General features: G+C 58.5%; 19 protein-coding genes and 3 tRNA genes. 8 read left to right on the plus strand and 14 right to left on the minus strand.

Annotation, left to right across the window (positions count from 1 at the left end; all coding sequences use genetic code 11):
* The first annotated feature begins 112 nt into the window (after positions 1-112).
* Positions 113-1,045, plus strand: coding sequence for an LD-carboxypeptidase (locus IPI58_09140; protein QQR68977.1), 933 nt, complete (start codon positions 113-115; stop codon positions 1,043-1,045).
* A gap of 36 nt (positions 1,046-1,081) precedes the next feature.
* Here IPI58_09140 and IPI58_09145 read toward each other — a convergent pair whose 3' ends face one another.
* From IPI58_09145 to IPI58_09160, 4 genes are all read right to left on the minus strand, one after another.
* A complete protein-coding gene (locus IPI58_09145; protein QQR68978.1) occupies positions 1,082-2,023 on the minus strand; it encodes a hypothetical protein in 942 nt (313 codons plus the stop codon).
* A gap of 65 nt (positions 2,024-2,088) precedes the next feature.
* The gene (gene mfd / locus IPI58_09150) at positions 2,089-5,586 is read right to left on the minus strand and encodes a transcription-repair coupling factor (GenBank protein QQR68979.1); all 3,498 of its coding nucleotides are present in this window, start codon (positions 5,584-5,586) and stop codon (positions 2,089-2,091) included.
* Between the two features lie 6 nt (positions 5,587-5,592).
* The gene (locus tag IPI58_09155; GenBank protein ID QQR68980.1) at positions 5,593-7,503 is read right to left on the minus strand and encodes a hypothetical protein; all 1,911 of its coding nucleotides are present in this window, start codon (positions 7,501-7,503) and stop codon (positions 5,593-5,595) included.
* 56 nt (positions 7,504-7,559) lie between these two features.
* On the minus strand, positions 7,560-8,600 hold the full coding sequence (locus tag IPI58_09160) for a rod shape-determining protein (GenBank protein QQR70097.1): 1,041 nt from the start codon (positions 8,598-8,600) through the stop codon (positions 7,560-7,562).
* A gap of 348 nt (positions 8,601-8,948) precedes the next feature.
* On the opposite strand from IPI58_09160, the gene IPI58_09165 reads away from it, so the two are divergent.
* A complete protein-coding gene (locus IPI58_09165) occupies positions 8,949-9,302 on the plus strand; it encodes a MarR family transcriptional regulator (GenBank protein ID QQR70098.1) in 354 nt (117 codons plus the stop codon).
* 194 nt (positions 9,303-9,496) lie between these two features.
* Positions 9,497-10,378: a hypothetical protein gene (locus tag IPI58_09170; protein QQR68981.1), complete on the plus strand. Its 882-nt coding sequence runs from the start codon at positions 9,497-9,499 to the stop codon at positions 10,376-10,378.
* On the opposite strand, the gene ribF is transcribed toward IPI58_09170, so the two are convergent.
* Entirely contained in the window at positions 10,335-11,264 is a 930-nt protein-coding gene (ribF, locus tag IPI58_09175) for a riboflavin biosynthesis protein RibF (GenBank protein QQR68982.1), read from the minus strand. The two genes, IPI58_09170 and ribF, sit on opposite strands and share 44 nt — an antisense overlap.
* A 234-nt stretch (positions 11,265-11,498) precedes the next feature.
* On the opposite strand from ribF, the gene IPI58_09180 reads away from it, so the two are divergent.
* A complete protein-coding gene (locus IPI58_09180; GenBank protein ID QQR68983.1) occupies positions 11,499-11,771 on the plus strand; it encodes a hypothetical protein in 273 nt (90 codons plus the stop codon).
* Positions 11,772-11,800: 29 nt separating this feature from the next.
* Here IPI58_09180 and IPI58_09185 read toward each other — a convergent pair whose 3' ends face one another.
* The 3 genes from IPI58_09185 to IPI58_09195 form a co-directional block, all read right to left on the minus strand.
* Positions 11,801-12,220 (minus strand): EVE domain-containing protein, encoded by a 420-nt coding sequence (locus IPI58_09185; protein ID QQR68984.1) that lies wholly within the window; start codon positions 12,218-12,220, stop codon positions 11,801-11,803.
* A gap of 196 nt (positions 12,221-12,416) precedes the next feature.
* Positions 12,417-12,492 (minus strand) — tRNA-Phe (locus IPI58_09190).
* An 85-nt stretch (positions 12,493-12,577) separates the two neighbouring features.
* Positions 12,578-12,651: transfer RNA gene (locus IPI58_09195), tRNA-Gly, on the minus strand.
* Between the two features lie 72 nt (positions 12,652-12,723).
* Between IPI58_09195 and coaD the strand changes: the two genes are divergently transcribed.
* Positions 12,724-13,767, plus strand: coding sequence for a pantetheine-phosphate adenylyltransferase (gene coaD / locus IPI58_09200; GenBank protein QQR68985.1), 1,044 nt, complete (start codon positions 12,724-12,726; stop codon positions 13,765-13,767).
* A gap of 8 nt (positions 13,768-13,775) precedes the next feature.
* Positions 13,776-14,774, plus strand: a complete 999-nt coding sequence (locus IPI58_09205) for an NAD(P)-dependent glycerol-3-phosphate dehydrogenase (GenBank protein QQR68986.1) — start codon at positions 13,776-13,778, stop codon at positions 14,772-14,774.
* A 125-nt stretch (positions 14,775-14,899) separates the two neighbouring features.
* On the opposite strand, the gene IPI58_09210 is transcribed toward IPI58_09205, so the two are convergent.
* Both IPI58_09210 and IPI58_09215 read right to left on the minus strand, forming a co-directional pair.
* On the minus strand, positions 14,900-15,934 hold the full coding sequence (locus tag IPI58_09210) for a tyrosine recombinase (GenBank protein QQR68987.1): 1,035 nt from the start codon (positions 15,932-15,934) through the stop codon (positions 14,900-14,902).
* A complete protein-coding gene (locus IPI58_09215; protein QQR68988.1) occupies positions 15,837-16,310 on the minus strand; it encodes a DUF1465 family protein in 474 nt (157 codons plus the stop codon). Before IPI58_09215 ends, IPI58_09210 begins: the two co-directional genes overlap by 98 nt.
* 124 nt (positions 16,311-16,434) lie before the next feature.
* Here IPI58_09215 and IPI58_09220 point away from each other — a divergent pair, with 124 nt between their 5' ends.
* A complete protein-coding gene (locus IPI58_09220) occupies positions 16,435-17,715 on the plus strand; it encodes an RsmB/NOP family class I SAM-dependent RNA methyltransferase (protein QQR68989.1) in 1,281 nt (426 codons plus the stop codon).
* A 205-nt stretch (positions 17,716-17,920) separates the two neighbouring features.
* On the opposite strand, the gene IPI58_09225 is transcribed toward IPI58_09220, so the two are convergent.
* Positions 17,921-18,012: transfer RNA gene (locus IPI58_09225), tRNA-Ser, on the minus strand.
* A gap of 81 nt (positions 18,013-18,093) precedes the next feature.
* On the opposite strand from IPI58_09225, the gene IPI58_09230 reads away from it, so the two are divergent.
* Complete coding sequence (locus tag IPI58_09230) at positions 18,094-18,777, plus strand: DUF882 domain-containing protein (GenBank protein QQR70099.1); 684 nt, start codon at positions 18,094-18,096, stop codon at positions 18,775-18,777.
* Between the two features lie 137 nt (positions 18,778-18,914).
* On the opposite strand, the gene IPI58_09235 is transcribed toward IPI58_09230, so the two are convergent.
* The 3 genes from IPI58_09235 to fliM are packed head-to-tail and all read right to left on the minus strand — an operon-like array spanning position 18,915 to position 21,293.
* Positions 18,915-19,670 carry a hypothetical protein gene (locus IPI58_09235; protein ID QQR68990.1) on the minus strand — a complete coding sequence of 252 codons (756 nt, stop codon included), beginning with the start codon at positions 19,668-19,670 and terminating at the stop codon, positions 18,915-18,917.
* 10 nt (positions 19,671-19,680) lie between these two features.
* Positions 19,681-20,154 (minus strand): hypothetical protein, encoded by a 474-nt coding sequence (locus IPI58_09240; protein ID QQR68991.1) that lies wholly within the window; start codon positions 20,152-20,154, stop codon positions 19,681-19,683.
* The gene (gene fliM / locus IPI58_09245; GenBank protein QQR68992.1) at positions 20,151-21,293 is read right to left on the minus strand and encodes a flagellar motor switch protein FliM; all 1,143 of its coding nucleotides are present in this window, start codon (positions 21,291-21,293) and stop codon (positions 20,151-20,153) included. Before fliM ends, IPI58_09240 begins: the two co-directional genes overlap by 4 nt.

Raw genomic sequence — 21,293 nt, forward strand, 5'->3', positions numbered from 1 at the left:
GGAATTGTTATTTTTGCGCATTGCTTAGATGGCTGGCTTGTTGACAAATCAAAGGTGAACTTGTTTCTTGATGGCAGATCACCCCATTCGCAACCGCTAGGGTCGTATGTCTATGCTTCAAGATTTACAACGCCCCGCCGCTTTGCGTCCTGGCGACACCATCGGTGTTGTCGCGCCCTCTTGTTGGCTGGATGAGGGCAAGATCCAAGCCGCTACGGCCTTGCTGGAACAGGCTGGATATCGCGTGCATGTGCAGCCTCAAGTGCATGCGCGGCACAATATTTTTGCCGGCGATGATGCCACCCGCGCCCAAGGCGTCATGGAAGCCTTTTGCAACCCCGAGATTCGCGCCATTTTATGTGCGCGGGGCGGGTCGGGAGCTTATCGCGTCGTAGATTTGCTGGATTACGAAGTCATCGCCAGGAATCCAAAAATCTTCTGCGGCTTTAGCGATATGACGGCGCTGCTGCATATCCTGCAAAGACGCAGCCGATTGGTGACCTATCACGGTACCATGCTTTGGGGCCTGGTGACCCATGCCGATCCACGATTAACGCAACATCTGCTGGATATGTTGGCAGGGAACGTCCAAGACTTCCCGATGGACCAAACCCATGTTCTGAATTCGGGCACGGCGCAAGGATGCTTATTGGGCGGCAATCTTTCGGTCTTTCTCACGTTGCTGGGCACGCCGGACCAACCCGACCCCAAGGGTAAAATCTTATTTTTGGAAGATCTGTGCGAAGAATATTATGCGGTGGACCGTTCACTGCACCATATGAAGCGGGCCGGGATGTTCGAAGGCATAGCCGGTTTTATCCTAGGTGAGATGGTGGATATGCATGACAAGGCCGATAACGGCCCCTATGGCATTTCCTTGGCACAGATGCTGCATGACGTGCTGCCGCCCGGCATCCCCGTTGTCATGAACGCGCCATGTGGGCACGGCTCGATGCTGGCCACCTATCCGTTAGGAGTCCCTGTGCGATTTGAAGCCACAGCCAGCGGTGCAACTTTGCGCCTGATGGAAGCGGCTGTTGGTTGATGAAACAGCCATCATCTGGCGGATAATAAAAGTTTACTAGGACTTGTCGCCACGGTCGATACGCCGCCGTGCATCGGAGATATCGTTTTCCAAACGCCGCTCAATTTCCGCTTTTTCCGACACAAATTTACGACGCATTTCTTCGATTTCGCCGATCTGGCGCTGTCTCTTCATCTCGATCTCGCCCATGATCTTGCTGCGCATATTCAGCAACTCATCGATTACACGAAAACGCATCATACGGATGCGCTGCTGGTCAAAAAAACCTTTGGCCTGTTGGCCGCGCAAACCATAGAGCGACCCACTATCCTTGATAGCTTGGGCATCGCGCGCTGCCTGTTCAAACAACCCGGGACGACCCTCGGGAATGCCTGGGATGCCCAGGCCCGAGGGTGGCGGCACCTCCGTCTGACCGACCGTTCCACCGGATTTCTTAGTTAAATCGCTTGGCGAAGATGCCTGTTGAGCTACGCCTGCATCTGGCGGCGTGGATTCGGTCTGTCCTCCACCAACGGCTGACACGCCGCTGCGCCCTTGATATTTCGGCTCCACTCCGCCGCCGTTGGCACCAACGATGGCAGGATTCCCTTCGCCGTTGGCGCCAGCGATGGGAGGTGTATGCAGCGAATGCACCCCTGTCGCCACTTTTGCGACTTGGCCAGGTGTGCTTTTGGGCTGAGTAGCCTCGGCGCGCGTGGCATGCTTGATATCTTTTACAGGCATGCCCGAGAGATCGCCGAACGCCACAGGCTGACTAAGCGACACCGTTCCACTGGCCCCCGCACCATCGTTGGTCTTATGCACTCTACGACGTACGGGGGCAGCCGAGCTGTTGAACTTGCTTTGCCTTTGACTGACACCGCCGATTAGCAGCAGCACCGTCAACGCCACGACGCCAAGAAACACCCACGTCAAGATCTGTATCAAGATCTCAGAGAAGGACATATCCGCGAATTGTTCAAACCAGGAATAAAGCATGACATCCCCGTATCGCCGCTCGTTCAGCCTAGGCGACCAGAAATATATTAGCCAATTGTGAATTTTTATCCAAGCAGTGCCACCAATTCGCTCAAGATGCCGCGCGCGGCATAGGCGCGTTTATCAAGATTCTCCCATGATCCTAGGATGCTAAGGCGTTGGTCGGGACGCAAACGGACCCGCCCCGCCTGGGCCTGGATCCAGGCGACCAGACGTTCCGGAGCAGGAAAACTGTCTTTGTGGAAGCCGATCACCGCGCCGGTAGCACCCAGGTCCAAGCGGGCGACATGGGCGCGGCGGCATAATTCGCGCACGGCGATCGTCTCGATCAGGTTTTCCACCTCGTTCGGCAAAGGACCAAAGCGGTCGATCCATTCCGCCGCCACGGATTCGATCTCGTCTTGCGTACGAAGATCGGCCAGGCGTCGATACAGCCCCAGGCGCAAATCCAAATCCGCCACATAATCTTGCGGAATAAGAACCGGCAGTCCCAGATTGATTTGCGGCGTCCAAGCCCCCGGCTCTTCCACCGGTGCATCCCCCGGCGCGGCGCGCTGGCGGGCGCGGGCTTCCTGGACAGCCTCCTCCAACATGTTCTGATACAGCTCGATCCCCACTTCGCGGATATGGCCCGATTGCTCCTCGCCCAACAAATTGCCCGCGCCGCGCAAATCCAAATCATGGCTGGCCAACTGAAAGCCCGCGCCCAGCGTGTCCAAGGCCTCGATAATCTGTAGGCGCTGGCGCGCGCTGTCGGACAATGTCTGCGTGGATGGCCAAGTCAGATAGGCATAGCCGCGTTGCCGTCCACGCCCCACGCGTCCGCGCAGCTGATATAACTGCGCCAGGCCGAACATATCCGCGCGGTGGATGATGATGGTGTTGGCATTGGTGAAATCTAGGCCGGATTCGATGATGTCGGTCGCCAACAGCACGTCAAAGCGCCGGGCGTCGAACCCTGTCATCACGTCTTCAAGAGCGGTCGGCGTCAAACGGCCATGAGCCACCGTCACGCGCAATTCGGGCACCATGCTTTGCAAGGCCGTCTGGGCCTTATCAAGGTCCTCGACACGTGGACAGACGAAAAAGCTCTGCCCGCCGCGCCCGTGTTCGCGCATCAACGCCTCGCGCAGGACAACCGGATCGAAAGGCAAGGCAAAGCTTTGCACCGCCAGACGATCCACCGGCGGGGTGGCGATCAAACTCAGACTGCGCACGCCCGACATGGCCAATTGCAAGGTGCGCGGAATAGGCGTGGCGGACAAGGTCAGCACATGCACCCCGGCGCGAAGCTCCTTCATGCGTTCCTTTTGCTTGACGCCGAAATGCTGCTCTTCGTCGATGATCAAAAGGCCCAGACGCTTAAATTGAACCTCTTTGCCCAGCAGAGCATGGGTGCCGACGATGATATCGATCTTGCCTTCGGCCAGTTCGGCGCGCACTTGTTTGGCGTCTTTGGCCGTCACCATGCGAGAGAGCTGCGCCATACGCACCGGCACGCCGCGAAAGCGATCGCGTAAGGTGCGCTCGTGCTGGCGTGCCAGCAGGGTCGTGGGCACGACAAAGGCCACCTGCCACCCCGACATGACCGCCACATAGGCCGCGCGCAAAGCCACCTCGGTCTTGCCAAAGCCCACATCGCCGCAGATCAGGCGATCCATGGGCCGACCCTTGGCCAGATCGTCCAGGACATCATTGATGGCGCGCTCTTGATCCTCGGTTTCGGCATAAGGGAAACGCGCGGCGAATTCTTGATAAATTTCGGTGGCAACCGCCAAAGGCTCGGCTTCCTTCAATTCGCGCTCGGCGGCGATTTTCAGCAGGGCTTGGGCCATGTCGCGCAGGCGTTTCTTCACCCGCGCCTGGCGCGTTTGCCAGGCCACGCCGCCCAGCTTGTCCAACACCGCCTCGCCCGCGCCATAGCGGCTTAGGACATCTAAATTCTCAACCGGCACGAACAGACGGTCGCCGCCGTCATAGACCAGCTTCAGGCAGTCATGCTTTGCGCCGCCGACCTCAAGCGTCTCAAGCCCATCGTAACGCCCCACGCCATGCTCGCGGTGAACCACAAGATCACCGGTCGTAAGCCCCGCCGCATCCATAATCACACGCGCGCCGCGACGCCGCGAAGAGGGCCGGGCCTGTTTGTCGCCCAAAATATCCGTCTCGGTCAAAACGGCCAAATCCGGACTGATGAATCCATGATCCACCGGCAGCACCGCCAGCCCCACCACGGCGCGAGGTTGCTGTATCAAATCGGCCAGACGATCAATGCTGACCTGCGCTTGCAAGCCATGCTCTCGCAGCATATGGGATAGGCGGTCGCGCGTGCCGATGCTGGCGCAAGCCAAAAGAACACGGCGGTCTTGGGCTTGCCATCCCGCCAACAGCTCGATAACGGCGGCATAAGGTCCCTCGGGCTGCGCACGTTCGGATGCGAGGGTGCGGCCCGGGCGTCCGCCGCCATCCATAGTTTGCTCGGCCTGTGGGGCTGGCGCGAAACCAGAAAGAGTCACATGCCGCCTTGCGCGACAAAATGCGTCCCAATCATGGCCGGAGATAAAGAAACTCTCGGGAGCGACCGGACGATAGGGCGCATCCCCCGTCAATATCCGCGATCCCGCCGCCGCCTCGCGCCGCGCGGCATACAGATCGCTCACCTGCTGTTCTCGGCCGGCCAGCACCTGGCCGGCCTGCTCGTCTTGCACGATCATCATGCCCGCAGGCAGATAATCCGGAAGCCATGCCGTGGCCTCAAAAAACAAAGGCAGCCAATGCTCATGCCCCGCATAAGGACGTCCGGCGCAAATATGCTCGTAAATCGGATCGCGCGTCGCTTCGACGCCAAAGGCTAGGCGATATTTGGCGCGAAAGCTGGCGATGGTCTCCTCGTTCAGCGGCACTTCCGAGGCCATCATCAAATCCAGATGATCCAGGCTTTCCAGACTGCGCTGGCTGGCCGGATCGAAATGACGGATGGACTCGACCACGTCGTCAAAGAAATCCACGCGCGCGGCCTTGTCGTGGTGCGGCGGGAAAACATCCACCAGACTGCCACGAACGGCATATTCCCCCGCCTCGCGCACCGTGGCCACGCGCCGATAGCCATGGGCCGCCAAAAACGCATGCAACGCTGTCCGCGAAGCAACACCAGGGGTCAAACGCAGACAGGATCGCGCCACCATCTGCGGCGGCGGCAAGCGTTGCAGCAGGGCCGCCGGCGTGGTCAACACCACGCGCGGCATGTCGAAACCGGCGGATAGATCATGGAGCGCGGCCAAACGCGCGGCCATCACATCGGGTTGGGGGGAGGCGCGGTCATAGGGCAGGCAGTCCCAAGCCGGGAACACCAGAACCTCGATATCCGGCGCAAAGAAAGCCAGACATGCGCGCAAAGAATCCACGCGCCAATCATCGGCGGCGATATGCAATACGCCATCAGACCCGGCCAAGCGCGCCAAATCGGCCAGCAAACGGGCATCATGTCCTTCGGGCGCACCGGCCAGAGTCTGCGCCTGTGTCCAGGAATCCAAAGGGGGCCATGAGATCAATGTCTGGGGCATGGTCGCTTATAGACGATCTTTGACGACCTCGAAAAGAACCATGCCGCTTTCTGGCGGCAGAGACATGGGCTGCAGCCATTCGGGCACGTCAAGGGCCACAAGCCCCGAACGCTGCATCACCTGTTGCAAAGCCAAAGGCGTCTGCGCCCAATGCGTCGGCAGTTTCGTATAGGTCAGGCGTTTTTCCAAACTATTGTCGTTCTGGCCCATCGGAATAGTCACCGCCCCCGCACACAAGGCCACAATATCCACACCGCGCTGGCGCATGATCTGACGCGCCCGATTGTCTTGATCGGGCGTGCCCATTAACGCCAGCAGGGCGTCTCTATTGCCCTCGACATTGCGATGATAGGGGGCGGCCAACACGCTATGGCGCGTGCGAAACAGCAATTCAGGACCCAGATCAATATTCGCCAGGATCAACCGAGAACGATCCCCCATGCCTCGCGGATCATTCAGCACCAGCGCCAATGCGTCCACCGAACATGCCGGCGCAACCGTCTTGGGCGGCGGCAAAATAGCCGAGAGCAGCGCGCGCGGAGGCATCACCACCAATACGGGCGAAAGCGCGGCCACCATCCCCACCTTAAAGGCCAAGAGTTGCCCTGATGACAAGGCCAGACGATCGCCTAAGCGAGCGAAAGTCTGCAAAGCCAGCGCGAAAGGCAAAATGGCAAAGAATTGCGCAAAAGCCGTAAAGCGCGACTGATAGGCCATGGCACAGATCATGCCGATGATCAGCGGCACACCCATAATAACCAATGCCGCTAGATCGGGCGCTTGTCGCCCAGGTTGTTTCCAAGCCTTTGCCCCCCGCCAGATCAAGATGATCAACGCCACAGGCACGGCCAGATTCGCAGTCGCGGAGGTGATGTGATCGAATGCGAGGATTAACCCATCTCCCCGCATCAGCATCGCCCATGGCGAGGTCACCTCATTGATTCGGCTGAGCCAATATCTGGCCAGCAATGGGTCTAATCCCGCAAAAGGGTCGCGGAAGAAAGCCGGGAACGCTGCCGCCAGCATCGCCAGCAATCCGCAGCCCAATCCGCTCGTCACGACCAGTCGCGCGCGCCAGCTCCAGCCCCATCGAGATCCGATAGCCAGAAGCGCCGTGACCAATAAGGCCGCCCATAATCCCGCGATCACCGGCAGGCACAGCACGTCCAAGCCGCCGGTCCAACCATAGATCGGCACAAACTGCGTTCGCCAAATCGCGCACGCTGCCAAGAACAGAGTCAAAGCCCAGATCAATCCCGCCGAGGCCATCAAGCGCCCGCGCCATAGCATCAAGCCGCCCAGAATGACCAATGCCACCGCCGCCCAGGGCAGGACCTCCAGGCTCTCCCACAACCCCATGGCCAGCGCTAACCCGCCCGCCACGGCCCAACCCCAAGCGTGAGGACGAGCCGCCAGACGCAACAACGCCGCGAAGGCCACGGCCAACATGATCAAACTGAATGAATGATGATCCACCCGCCCGGGCTGGAACTGGAAGATCGTGCTGCGCATCGAGATCAGGGCCAAAGCCACATAGAGCAACGAGGGCGTACCCGGAAAGTTCCGCCGCATACGGTCCAGCATCGCCAGCAGGATCAACAGCATCAATAAAGGCACAACCGTCATGGCGACGCGCAACGGGTCGAGATGTCCGGGCAGATGCTCGACCACCGTCATGACACCCGCTATGGCAATATCCGGCAAGCGGCCCCAATGTCCGCGCACGCCTTCGGGCGGGTTCAGCCGTGGTTCGCGCATATCGGACCAGTCTTGCCCCGCGCGCCACCGTTCCACCTGGACCAGACGCATATAGTCGTCGGTATTGACAAGCTTAAGGTGCAGCACGCCTTGATAGGCGTCCCAAAATGCCGATGCCGCCAGCAGCACCAGGACCATGCTCAGCAGCCAAGGCCGCATCGCATGCCCCCAAGAATCGCCCTTTTCCAAAGACCGCCGCCTTATCACCTGTTGAGTCAATAATGGGCCACAAGCAGATTGCTTAACGTGTCCATCTCCTCCAAGGCGCGGCCCGTGCCCAAGGCCACACAGTGCAAGGGATTTTCAGCCACCGAGACCGGAAGCCCCGTGGCGTGGCGCAGCACATAATCCAGCTTACGCAGCAAGGCCCCGCCGCCGGTCAGAACGATGCCGCGCTCGACGATGTCGGCGGCCAGTTCGGGCGCCGTGTTCTCCAGTGCCACCTTGACCGCTTCCAAGATGGCGCTGACCGGCTCGGTCAAGCTTTCGGCCACTTGGCGTTCGCTGATACTGATTTCCTTGGGCACGCCATTGGTCAAGTCGCGGCCCTTGATCTGCATCACGCGGCCCTCGCCTTCCTCGGGCGCGCAGGCGCAGCCGATTTCCTTCTTGATGCGCTCGGCCGAGCTTTCGCCCACCAGCAGATTGTGATAGCGGCGGATATAATTGACGATCGCCTCGTCCATCTTGTCGCCGCCCACGCGCACCGAACGCGCATAGACGATACCGCCCAAGGACAACACGGCGACTTCCGTCGTGCCGCCGCCGATATCCACGACCATCGAGCCGGTCGGCTCGGTCACCGGCAATCCCGCGCCGATCGCGGCGGCCATCGGTTCTTCAATCAAGAAGACGCGCCGCGCGCCGGCGGACTCCGCCGATTCTTGAATGGCGCGACGTTCCACCGCCGTCGAACCGGACGGCACACACACGATGATTTGTGGATTGGCAAAACTGCGGCGATTATGGACCTTGCGGATGAAGTGCTTGATCATCTCTTCCGCGACCTCGAAATCGGCGATCACGCCGTCGCGCAAGGGACGAATGGCCTGAATATTGCCCGGCGTGCGGCCCAGCATTTGCTTGGCCTCTTCGCCCACCGCCAGCACCTGGCGCTTGCCGCGTACCTGGGCAATGGCCACCACGGAAGGCTCGTTCAGGACGATTCCCCGTCCCTTCACATAGACGAGAGTATTGGCCGTACCCAGGTCAATCCCCATATCCGCCGACAACCATCCCATGATTTTGTTCATCATTCCCAGCATCGCGTCCGCCTGTTCTGCCTGTTGAAATCCTTGGTCCGCTTTGCTTAGCGCACCTTCAGGTTTTTTTCTAGTCGCCATCCGTCCCAAGAGACGAGAAGCCAGTGATGGCCATATCTGTCACAATCATGCAACAGCTTGACGTTCGTTGATTATGGTTCCATTATCACAACGGATTGCCTCTTGCGGAGGTTGCGTGAGCCGTCACACAATAGCGACGAATCAACCCCGGCCCCGGTTGTTTTTTGGGCCGATCTAAACTGAGGAGGATGACCTGTGAGCAATGACCTTCGTTCCTTGGAAACCTGGCGCGCCGTTCAAGTCGCCAGCGTACGGAGCGACATGCCCGACCTGTCGTCGCGTCAATTGGCCCTGCTGCTCAACGTGTACTTGCTGGACAAGCCGCACACGGTGCGCCAGTTGGCCAAGGACCTGAACGTATCCAAGCCTGCCATCAGCCGCGCGCTGGATCGCTTGGGTGCATTAGGGTTTGTGCGTCGGCGCCGTGATGAGCATGATCGTCGTAGTGTGCTGGTTCAGCGCACGATGAAAGGCTTTCAATACCTGACCGATTTCTCGCAAATGGTCGAGGATGCCGAGCAGACGACCCGAACAGCCCCTCCCATCACGTTGGAGTGGCTGCGCGGTATTGCCGAACACGACGAAGCAGAGAGCCGTCGCGCCGCCGCCGCTTGATCTTGGGTTCCCTTGCGGGGTTCAGGTTCTGCCTATCCATGCGGGCGCCCGTTCATTCGTGCGCCCGTTTTGGTATGGGTAGCGGAAAATTGGACAGCGGAGAGATGCTTCGCGTATTCTGGCGCGAATCACACAGTCGGAATGGCCAGTGATAATGAGGCCCTAATTAGGCTCTTAAAAGGAGTGTTGTCCTCATGACAAGGTCGGTCTTTGGTAGCCTCGTGGCTCTGGCTTTTCTTAGCGTTATAGCCTTACCCGATCTCGGTCAGGCACAAACTCTGCCGCCGTCTTTGGATTCTACCGCCCGCATAGCAGCCCCCGCTTCCTCCTCGACTCAGGCCCTGCCTGACGAGACAACGGCCCTGTTGTCTAAGGACCCGCCGCCGCTTTCCGCCCCGCAAGACCATCATTCTGCCGATGGGCAGAAAAAGGTGGGCGCGCCCGATATTCAATTCGGGTTTACGCCCAAGACTTCCGCCGCACCCGCATCTGGAAAGATGACCGTCCAGACGGCCCGCTCTAAGAAATCAACTGCCAAAAAGGCCCATAAGTCCAAGCGCGGCAAGGTAACCCGGGCACGTAAATCGGCCCAAAAGGGATTTACCCCTTATCGAAATCACAAAGGCGAAGCCAAACAGATACCCTATAAGACTCCTTTGCCCGATCCCTTGATGCCGGGTGTGCCTGTGGAAGTGACCGTGCGCACGGTGTTGCAGCAATGGGGCAAAACCTATGACGAAAAAGCCGTTTCCACTCAGACCTATCACCTTCCGGTTGAAGACGTGATCGTGTTTTCGATGGCAACAAATGATCCGGCTTGCCCATTGGAATATTTCATTATGTCCTCGATCAACGGCCAAGCCTATACGCCCGCGCGGCGCATCGGCAATTGTGCCGGCAGCTACGGCTTCGATATCCGCAACGGCGTGCTGTATCTGATCTTTCCCCAAGCCGATAGGCGCGTCGAATTCGCCGATCAATGGCGCTATACGCACGGCGTGCCGCAAAAGATTCAACCCTGCTTGGATCCGCCTACAAGTGTTCAGCCGCCCGAACATCCGCGATGTCGCGGGTAATCTGATCGCGCAGTGCCTCAAGATTGGGAAAACGCTTTTCATCGCGCACAAAGCGCCGCAAGGCCACACGGATGGATCGTCCGTAAATATCTAAGTCGTGACCGAAGATATGCGTCTCAAGCAGATCGTGGCTGCCACCCACGGTTGGTCGCGTGCCCAGATTGGCGATACCTGAATAATCCGCCGTCTTATCCTCGACCTCCAAGGTGACGGTGACGGCATAAACGCCCCGTCTTGGGCGCAATTCCTGATCCAATCTCACATTGGCCGTCGGCACACCTATCTGATGCCCCAGACGATTCCCCGAAATCACCGTTCCTTCAAGGCTCCAGAACCTCCCCAAAGCGCACGCCGCATCCTCGGGCCTGCCTTGGCGTAATGCTTGACGAATGGCGCTGGCTGACCATTCCGCGTCATGGCCGCTCTGGCGTGAGATGACCTGCACACGATCCGGCCCCAGCATCTGGCGCAACAATTCCACATCACCCATCTGCCCATGGCCAAAAGCAAAGCCCTCGCCCACGACAACCCGCCCAGCGCCTAACGCTTGATCCAAAACATCTGCGACAAAACGCCGCGCCGACAGAGTTGCCAGGCTCGTGGTGAATTCGAGGCATACGCACACATCAATCTTTTCCGCCGCCAACAGCCGAGCCTTAACCGGCCAAGGCGTCAATCGGAAAGGCTCTCCATTCGCATGTAGAACGCTGCGGGGATGTGGTTCGAAAGTTAAGGCCACAAAAGACCGTTTTTCCACCGCGGCCAAGTCTCGCGCTTGAGCCAAGAGATAACGGTGCCCCATATGCACGCCGTCAAAATTTCCTACCACCACCACGGCATCGCGGTGATGTGTCGGAAAATCGTTGAAGTTGGTTAGCGTTTGCATATTTCCTCAATTCCATGGGCTAAGAGCCATATATCCCGATCTTTTCCCGTGCCTTGGGCTATAGACGCTTCCCGTCCCCGCCTCAAGATCAGAAGATTAGGGCTGTGGATAGAATAAAGGTGTGTGGATAAAATCGTGTGGGGCATTAACGGGGTTTTAGGGTGTCTGCTTCATGATGATCCTCGTCGCGGCTGATAGGGAAAACAACCCGCAGCATCATTCAAGGAGGGGGCAATGGCACAAGAATTCGGAATTCTCGAAGCGTCCTGCGGCAAGAGCTCGGTTCAGGAGACCCTGGAACGCCTCGTGGCCATGACCATCCAAACCAACTTAGTTGCGCTGGACAAGACGGTACATGCCGTCCGCCGCGCCGATCCCGATTACGCCCTGGCCGCCGCGCGCGTCAGCGGCATCCGCGAGCGTCTGTTGCGCGCGGTATGGGAAGTGGGCGAGACCCTGCGTGAAAAACAGCGTTTCGACGCCGCCCGCGCCAAAGACCAAGCATAACCCCCAGCCCCTTGCGCCCACCCGTCACATTACGACAGTGATCCATCCGACATCGCGTTGATGAACGCCCAGTGCTGGGCCGTCAGCGGCACGACGGACAGGCGGGACTGACGCAATAATGACAAATCCGCCAGAGCCGGAGCCAAGCGCATCTGCGCCAAGGTAACCGGCCTGGCCATAGGCCCCACCGGCACCACATCCACGGCCACAAAGCGCCCAGTGGTATCCGTGGGGTCGGGATAGGCCGTTTGCACGATCTTAACCTTACCCACGATCTGCCTTTCCTTAACCGAATGGTAAAAGAACGCCAGATCGCCCAGATGCATCTGGCGCAAATTCCGCGCGGCCTGATAATTGCGCACACCATCCCATGGCGTGCGACCTTCCTCACGCAGCTTTTGCCATGAAAAAGCTTCGGGTTCGGATTTAAGCAGCCAATAAGCAGTCATCGATTTGTCCTCTTAGCGCCTATACGTCCGGAGCGGTTGCCTGCCACCGGAGCGAAGAAACGTTAAACACGGTCGGAGCAATTGGTACAATCAGCAGTACATTTAAGCCACAGCGCATTTCTCCAGCTTATACGATCAGCTTCTGGGTTTAGCATGACAAATAGTCACATTTTGGCAAATGGGTCTGGAGAGAAAATGGTGCCCAGGGACGGAATTGAACCGCCGACACGAGGATTTTCAGTCCTCTGCTCTACCAACTGAGCTACCTGGGCTTACCGCGAGACCGCGTCCGCCTTGTATAGGCAAGACGCGCGCGACTGTCTAGAGGGAAGTATATCTTCAAGATTTATACGTTTCTGGAGCGGGTGAGGGGAATCGAACCCCCGTAGCCAGCTTGGAAGGCTGGTGCTCTACCATTGAGCTACACCCGCGCGCCAGAAACCGTTAGGATCGGATGGCGGTCGCGATTCTGCGGCATGTCGGGATGAAAGGCAAGCGAAGTGGTGCGTCAGCCTGTGGACCCTTATCCGATTGGCCTGTATCCGGGGACGTTCGACCCGGTTCATATGGGGCATATGGATATCATCCAGCGTTCCACGAAATTCGTGGGAAAGCTGATCGTCGCCGTGGCCAGCAATGCGGGCAAAAGCCCCATGTTCACGATCCGCGAACGCTTTGAGATGGTGCAGGAGGAAATCGGCCGTCTCAAGAATCCCCGTGTCGAGATCGAGGTGCGGGTGTTCGACGGCCTTTTGGTGCGCTTTATGAAGAAGGTCAAGGCGAATATCCTGATTCGCGGCCTGCGCGCGGTCTCCGATTATGAATACGAATTTCAGATGGCGCGCATGAACCATCAATTGGATCCCAAGGTCGAGACGTTGTTCTTGATGGCCTCGGACCGCTATCAGTTCGTCGCCTCGCGCGTGGTGAAGGAAGTCAGCCTGCTGGGCGGCGACGTGCATCCCCTTGTGGGACCGCGCGTGGCGGCGCGTTTGGCCGAGCGTTTCGCCGCTCAGCGCGAGACCAGCGATCAATTGCGGCGCGATTTGCTGCGTTTGCAGCAGGGCGAAGATGTCACCTTGCGTCCTTATACGAAAGCCGATCAGGCTGGGGTGATGGATTTGATCCTAGGGATTTTGAGCGAGGAATTCAGCCTGGCCAGCGATGCCCAGCCGGATTTGACGGATATTCGCGGGGTTTATCAGCGCGAGTCCGGCCAGTTCTGGGTGTCCATGATGGGCAATAAGGTCATTGGCACGGTGGGTTTGCAAGATATCGGTTCGGGACAGGCAGCCTTGCGGCGCATGTTCGTGCATGCCGATTATCGCGGACAAAAATTCGGCGTGGCGCGCAAATTATTCGATGCCATGCGCGCGCATGCGGCGGAACATGGAGTGACTCGAATCTGGCTCTCCAGCGCGTCGCGCTTTGCCGCCGCCAATCGGTTCTATGAAAAACAAGGCTTCGCGACCGTGGATAAAACCAAGATACCGCGCGGCTTTCCGCGCGTTGCCAAAGATAGCCGTTATTACCGATTGGATTTGTAGGCACGGACATGACACAGCAGGCTTGGGGAATCCTTGGTGCCGGGGCCTGGGGCACCGCGCTGGCCCTGGCGTTGCGCCGCGCGGGGCAGGATGTGCGTATCTGGGCGCGTCGCGCGCAAACGGCCCGATCCATCACGCATGATCATATGAACCCCGACCGTCTGCCCGGGATCGCCCTTGATCCGGCCATCACGGCCAGCGATGATTTGGCCAGTCTTGCGTCTTGTACGCGGATCATCATGGCATGTCCGTCGGTGCATCTGCGTGCATTGAGCGCGGCTCTGGCCCCGCATGTGACGACGCAAGTCGCGGTGGTCTTGGCCTGCAAGGGGGTCGAGGCGGGAAGTCTGAACCTGCCGCATGAGGTGGCGGCCCAGGAAATGAGGCATGCGCGTCATGCCGTATTGTCCGGACCAAGCTTTGCCCATGACGTGGCCTTGGGATTGCCCACGGCGTTGACCTTGGCCTGCGCGGATATCGAGCTGGGGCATCTTCTGGCACATGAAATCGGCACGCCGCATTTCCGGCCTTATGTCAGCACGGATGTAATCGGCGCATGCATGGGCGGGGCGGTCAAGAATGTGCTGGCCATCGCCTGCGGCATCGCAAAGGGGCGCGAATTGGGCGACAACGCCCGCGCCGCTTTAATCACGCGCGGCTTTGCCGAAATGTCGCGCCTGGGGCTGGCTATGGGCGCGCGCGCGGAAACATTGATAGGATTGTCTGGCCTTGGCGATCTGGTGTTGACGGGTACCAGCGGACAATCACGCAATTACAGTTTGGGTTTTGCGCTAGGGAGAGACCTAAGCCTAGAGGAAGCTATGCCGCCGCATGCCGGGGTGGCCGAAGGCCTATTCTCGGCCCAAGCCGTGGTCGCTCTGGCCCAGCGGCACCATGTGGACATGCCCATCGCGCGCGCGGTGGATGCCGTCGTGAACCAAGGCACAGGCGTGGGGCAAGCCTTGCATGAACTCTTATCGCGGCCTTTGCGCGATGAGGTGGGCTAGGTCAGGTGGCGCATGTCTTTGTAGGTCTGAAGGCATTCCTTTGTCTTCCGTCCTCACTACTCCGGCCTTATCCAACCTCAACCGCTTGTGTCGGGTGCTATGGAGATAGCCTATCTTTGTTCTTGTTAAGCGCTCTTTGGTGCTTTGTGTGCCAACGGATGATGTTCGGCCAGTGCCTGGCTTAGACGGCGCGTGGTGACATGGGTATAGATTTGCGTGGTGGCGATATCGGCATGGCCCAGCAGATGCTGCACACTGCGCAAGTCAACGCCGTGATCCAGCAAATGCGTGGCGCAGGCATGGCGCAGGCTGTGAGGACTGATTCCGGACGGATCCATCCCGGCGCGCCGGGCCAGGTCGCGCAGCAATTGGAACATGCGTTGGCGCGTCAGGGCCTTGCCACCACGCCCGGGGAACAGCCATGGCGAGGCGGCGACCTCGCTTTTTTTTCGGGCTGCGCCATAGGCTTGCAAGGCTGTCTTGGCGCTTTCCGTCAGGGGCACGCGCCGTTCACGTCCGCCTTTACCTCGCACATGCAGCCAGGCGGGAATCTTAACCAAGATATCCGCCCTCAGCGCCAGCACCTCGGAGATGCGCATTCCGGTGGCATAGGTTACTTCCAAGAAGGCCAAGAGTCGTTCATGGCTTGGCGAGGTATCTTGCGCTGCAACCTCGATCAAACGCAGCATATCCACTTCGGACGGCACAACGGGCAAGTCACGTCCGGCATGGGGGCGCGTCAGCAATCGCGTGGGATCGTCCGGACGATCATTCTCGGACACCAAAAAACGATAAAAAGCACGGGCGCAGGAAAGTCTGCGGGCGACCGTGCGCGGGCTAAGATGGCTTTGGGCCTGTTGCCATGTCTGCCAATCCTTGGCCTTGGCCGATAGCAGGGAACCGCCGCGCTGGGCCATGAAAGCAGCCGCGCTTGCCAGATCACTGGAATAGGCCTTGCGAGTCATGACAGAGGCACCGCGCTCGGCGGCCAGCATGTCTAAAAACGCCTCGATTCGGCGCTCATCAACGGATGACAGGGATCCCGAGGAATCCTGGGAAGAATTACGAACCTTGCTCTTCGTTTGCCAAGCCACCGTCCAGCACCTGAAATTTAGGCCGCTTGTTGGGAACGGGCGGCGGCCCCTTGCGTAGCATGGCATCCAGACGGGTGATCCGGCAATAGAGGCTTTCCGTGCGTTGCAACAGGCTGATAAGTCCAGCCGGCATAGGATTGGGATCGCAAGCCTCGATCTCGCCGGGGAGAATATCATCCTCGTCCAGCAAATAGGGCGAAGCGATCAGCTCTTCGCGCGTGATCTCGCCGCTGTCATAGGCCTTCATCGCCATCAGCCAGGTCAGCACCTGGACCAGGCGGGCGGAGATGCGCGTGTTCTGATAGCCGATCGCCAAGGCGTCGGGCGGCATGCCTCGGCCAAAGCTGCGCTGCTCTTGATACGCGATGTAATTGCGCGCCTCGACCGTCAGAGCGACGCTCTCGGCCAGGGTACGATCGATCAAATTCGCGGGTTCGGACATGATCTGGTAAAACTCCATGCCAGTGTTCATCCCGACTTTCGCACGCGAAGTTTTAAAAATCTGTTAGCATCCTCCCCGGGCAAGCCTTGCCCGAGACCATTAACCTTAAATAGTTGCGAGTCCGATGATACCTGCCGCCCGTCTGCAATCCGCCCTGGAAGTCCTGGAAACCATCGATAGCCGGCCACAACCCGCAGATTCGATATTAAATCAGTACTTTCGTGCCCATCGCTTTATGGGGTCCAGCGACCGCGCCGTCGTCGCCGAGCATGTCTATGGCACATTGCGCGCCTGGGCGCGTTTGGGTTGGGTGCTGGAGCAACAAAAAGCCGAGCCATCGCCCCGTCTGCGGCTGATGGCCAAGCTCATCCTGGTTGATGGCAACAAAGCGGATTCGGCGGCGGGTCTATTCAACGGCAGCCAGCATGGCCCCACTCCGCTAACGACCCAAGAGCGGCGCTTGTTGCACAGCCTGCCCGATACTGTGTTAGAGCCATCCGCCATGCCTCAGGCCGTGCGCCTGGAATGCCCGGAATGGGCGGAAGCGGGGATGAAGGCCACATTGGGCGAATCTTTCGAGGCCGAGCTTCGCGCCATGCAAAGCGCCGCCCCCATGGATTTGCGCGTGAATACCCTGAAAAGCACGCGCGAGGCCGTCTTTGACCAATTGCGCACAGATGGCCTGAAGGTCGAAATGGGTCGGCTGACTCCTTGGGCTTTGCGGGTACAGGGCCGTCCGCCTTTGGTCGCGCATCCTTTGTTTCAGCAAGGTGCCGTCGAGGTCCAAGACGAAGGCTCGCAAACCATCGCTCTGGCTCTAGACCCGCAGCCCGGTGAACGGGTGGTGGATTTTTGCGCAGGCGCGGGCGGCAAAACCCTGGCCCTGGCCGCCATGATGAACAGCAAAGGCACATTGATCGCGTGCGATATCTTGCCGCGCCGCTTGGCTCAGGCGACATTACGTTTCCGCCGCGCGGGGCTTTCCAACACCCGCACGCAGTTACTGACCGGGGTCAGCGACCCTTGGATCAAGCGTCATGCCCAAAGCTTTCACCGCGTCTTGGTCGATGCGCCGTGCAGCGGCAGCGGCACATGGCGACGCAACCCGGATGCCCGTTGGCGTCGCTTGGGTCCCGACTTGGCCGAGCTGATCCAATTGCAAGCCCAAATCCTGGCCAGCGCCGCCCGCTTGGTCCGCCCGGGGGGCCGATTGGTCTATGCCACCTGTTCGCTTTTGGTTGAAGAGAACGATCAACAGATCGACAATTTCATCATGAATAACAGTGAGTTCAAGAAAGTTCCTATCTCTTTACTTGATAAGGAGCATACCCCTTTGCGGCTCTGGCCTGCCCGCAATGGCACGGACGGATTCTTCGCTGCCGCCTTGCAACGCGCGCAGGAATAAAACACTCAGGAAGTAAAAAAGTGGGCGGTTATGTCTTAGGGTCGCCCAGCCCACATCTCAGACACTTAGATTTTGTTTGCGATAAGCGGTCTGATCCCGAATACGCTGCGTCATTTCGTGCAGTTCATCTGTGGGGCTGAGCGTGGGGCCGATAGGAATATGTGAAGATAAATATTTTTAGTTACAATGCATTGTTTGAATTTAATGGCGGACAGGGGGGGATTCGAACCCCCGATGCCCCTTACGAGGCATTCCGGTTTTCGAGACCGGCGCGTTCAACCGCTCCGCCACCTGTCCATTGGGCTGCAGGGCATCAGTCGTCTGGAAACAGATACCAATTTTACAGGTTTTTCAACAGATATTGTCATGCCGCCTTGCATGTGGGCCGAGATATTGATCCCCAAGCGATTTTTGGCCCACTTGTTGCAAGATTTGCACATCAGGCACTGCCACGCTATACAGGGGCCTCGGATCCACAACGATGGGGTCGGTCGATTGAGTACCAGAGATGTTTGTTCGCGGCGGCGCTTCCTGGCCTTGGCGGCTGGTGGTGTGGCTCTGCTAGCCTCTTCCCGCCCCGCTTTGGCGGCATTGCCCAGAATGCCCGAACTGCGGGTTCTGGCCATGACCAATACCCATACCGGCGCATCAGCCAGCGTACCGTTCCGTAGCGGGGCGCGCTATCTGCCCGAAGGGCTGACGCAGCTGAACCATCTGCTGCTTGATCATCGTACCGGCGACACACATACCATGGACCCACGCCTGTTTGATTTGATCTTCGATATTCAGACCGATCTGCGCCGCCGATGGCCATCCGTAAGCGAGATTGAGATCATCTCAGGTTATCGTTCGCCACAGTCCAACATGATGCTGGCCTCGCATTCATCTGGTGTCGCCAAGGGCAGTTACCACATGAAGGGCCAAGCCATTGACTTTCGTATCCCCGGCACTCCGCTGGAACAAGTGCGCGCTGTGGCTATGGATCAGCGTGTAGGTGGCGTGGGCTTTTATAGAGGGTCGAATTTTGTCCACATAGATACTGGCCCCGTGCGGCATTGGTAAGGCCGGTTCCTGCTTGAAAGACGGACTATTCCTGAACGCTGCGCCGGGGTAGCGGCTGGCTGCCCCACAACATGGTCTGGGTTTGATCGGATACGGCTTATATCTGTCTACGCATGGCCTCACTAAAGGCAAATACACTATGGCTTGGCGGCGGGAGGCTCGGCGTTGGGGCTGGGTGATCCTCCCATACGAGATAGTTCCTGGCGCTTAGCCAGTGCCATGGTGATCTCACGTGCGCGGGTCGGGTCCATGGCGGCAAGGATCAACGCGACTTTTTGGTTCTTCATCGCTTGCATGACGTCAAGCAGAACCGGCATATCCATGGCCGATAAGATCTTGGACGCCTCCTGCGGTTTCATCTTTTCATAGATGCTGACCAGGCTGTCCAGACGGTTCTTTTGTTCTTGTTGCAGCTTGTCGAGAATCGCATCCAATTGCGTTTGCAGGCCGCGCAACTCGGCCAGCTTTTGATCCATGCGCGTTTCGGTAATCTTGAGCAGAGCTTCACGCTCATCCAGGGCCTTGGCGCGGCTGTCCAGCTCCTCTCGCCGGCCGGTCAGAGTGCGCAGAACTTCCATGCTGGCTTTTTCGGGGGGCATCGGCGGGGGCGGAGCCTGTGTGGGGGCAGGCTTGGGGCCTAGGTCATTCTCTCCAGCTGCGCCGTGCTCTTTTCCCTTCTCTTTCTCTGAGTTCTTGTCGGTCTTGGCTTCTTTATCCTTTGCCTCCTCCTTGGACGCGGTCTCATTGGCTTGCGAGGGGGTCACGCCAAGGCTGGGCATAGGAATGTGCAATTGAATCTCGTGTACGCGGACGCCGAAAGTCATCACGCCCACAAAGACCAGCAGAGGGATCAGACGAATACGTAAAGGCCGATGCAAGGGAGGGTAAGGCATGCGCGGCATTCTAGGACCTCTTCATCCGTTGCAACGCTTGGGCTAGGCGTTGCTCGGACATGGAAAGACCTGGCATGTCCTGATCGAATGGATCGTCCATGATGACCGACTCGCGTCGTTTGGAAGATGCCTTGCTGGAAGCTGAATCCTGCCGGTTGGCAGGAGAGAATTGATGAGACAGGCGTTCGCATGCGGCATTGGCCGATTCGACCATAAAGCCCATCTCGCCGCGTAGCTCTTTAGCCTTGTCGATCGACTCGTCCAATTGTTTTCCGGACAACTCGGTGGCTTGCTTTAACCTGCCGATGCTGTCTTCGGCGCGCATCACGATGCCGCCGAATTCATGCACCAGTCGTTCCATATCCTGACGACTTGCCTGCAGAGCCTTGAAACGGCGTTCCAGGCGCAGGGCATAATAGATGCCTGTTCCCAATAGGCCGATCAGGACGATATCCATGACCAAGCTCAGCGAGATTCCGCTCATGTCGTGGCCTCCCCATGTATTAACAGATCTTTTTCAACGCATACGGCGATATTGCCGCTGCGGCGTCCCATGCGGCCTTGACACAGCGGTACGCTGCCGCTGCGCAGTTCGATGAGGTCTTCGGGCGTGATATTCAGCATGATGCGCGAACCGACTTTCCAATTCAGCACATCGCGCAAAGTCATGGTGGTTTGACCCAGCACCGCGCGCACTGGCATCACGGTTTGCAGCAGCTCTTTGCCCAAATGCATTTCCCATATCGAATCACGGCCAAATTTTTCGCCCATGAACATCTGCAAGAGCATTTCTCGGATCGGTTCCAAGGTGGCATAAGGAATTAATATCTCGACGCGTCCACCTCGATCCTCCATGTCCACGCGTACCTTGGCCAACACGGCGGCATTGGCCGGACGTGCGATGGCGGCAAAGCGGGGGTTGGTTTCCAGACGATCAAATCGAAAGGTAACGGGGGATAGAGGGTCGAAGGACGCGCTCATATCTGCCAGCACCAGACGTACCAGACGTTCCACCAAATTGCGTTCGATGGTCGTATAGGGGCGTCCCTCAATGCGCATGGCGGCTGTGCCGTGCCGACCGCCTAGCAACACATCCACGATGGAATAGATCATGGCGCTGTCCACGACCATGAGGCCTGAATTGTCCCATTCATCGGCCTTGAACACCGCCAGCATGGCTGGCAGGGGAATGGAGTTCAGATAGTCGCCAAAGCGCACGCTGACCACCTGATCTAAACTGACCTCCACATTGTCGGATGTGAAATTTCGCAAGGACGTGGTCATCATATACATCAGACGATCGAACACCACTTCCAGCATGGGAAGGCGTTCATAATTGACCAAGGCATTGTTGACCAAGGCCATAATTCCGTTGTTCTCACCACCTTTCTTTTCGCCAAACCCCAACAGGCTGTCGATCTCGTTTTGGTTTAGAACTCGTTCGCCTTCGCCTGTGGTGCCTGCAGCCGCATTGCTCGTGGCCGCCCATTCGGCGGCCATTTTCTCATCATCCGAATTTTTTTCTGCGGCAGAATTGCCTGCATCGACCGAGGCTGCCCATTCGGCAGCCATCTTGTCCTGGTCAATTGGGGCTTCGCCCTCGGTGTTCTGTTCGTCGGCCAT

This window comes from Alphaproteobacteria bacterium, from assembly GCA_016699305.1.
Classification (GTDB): Bacteria; Pseudomonadota; Alphaproteobacteria.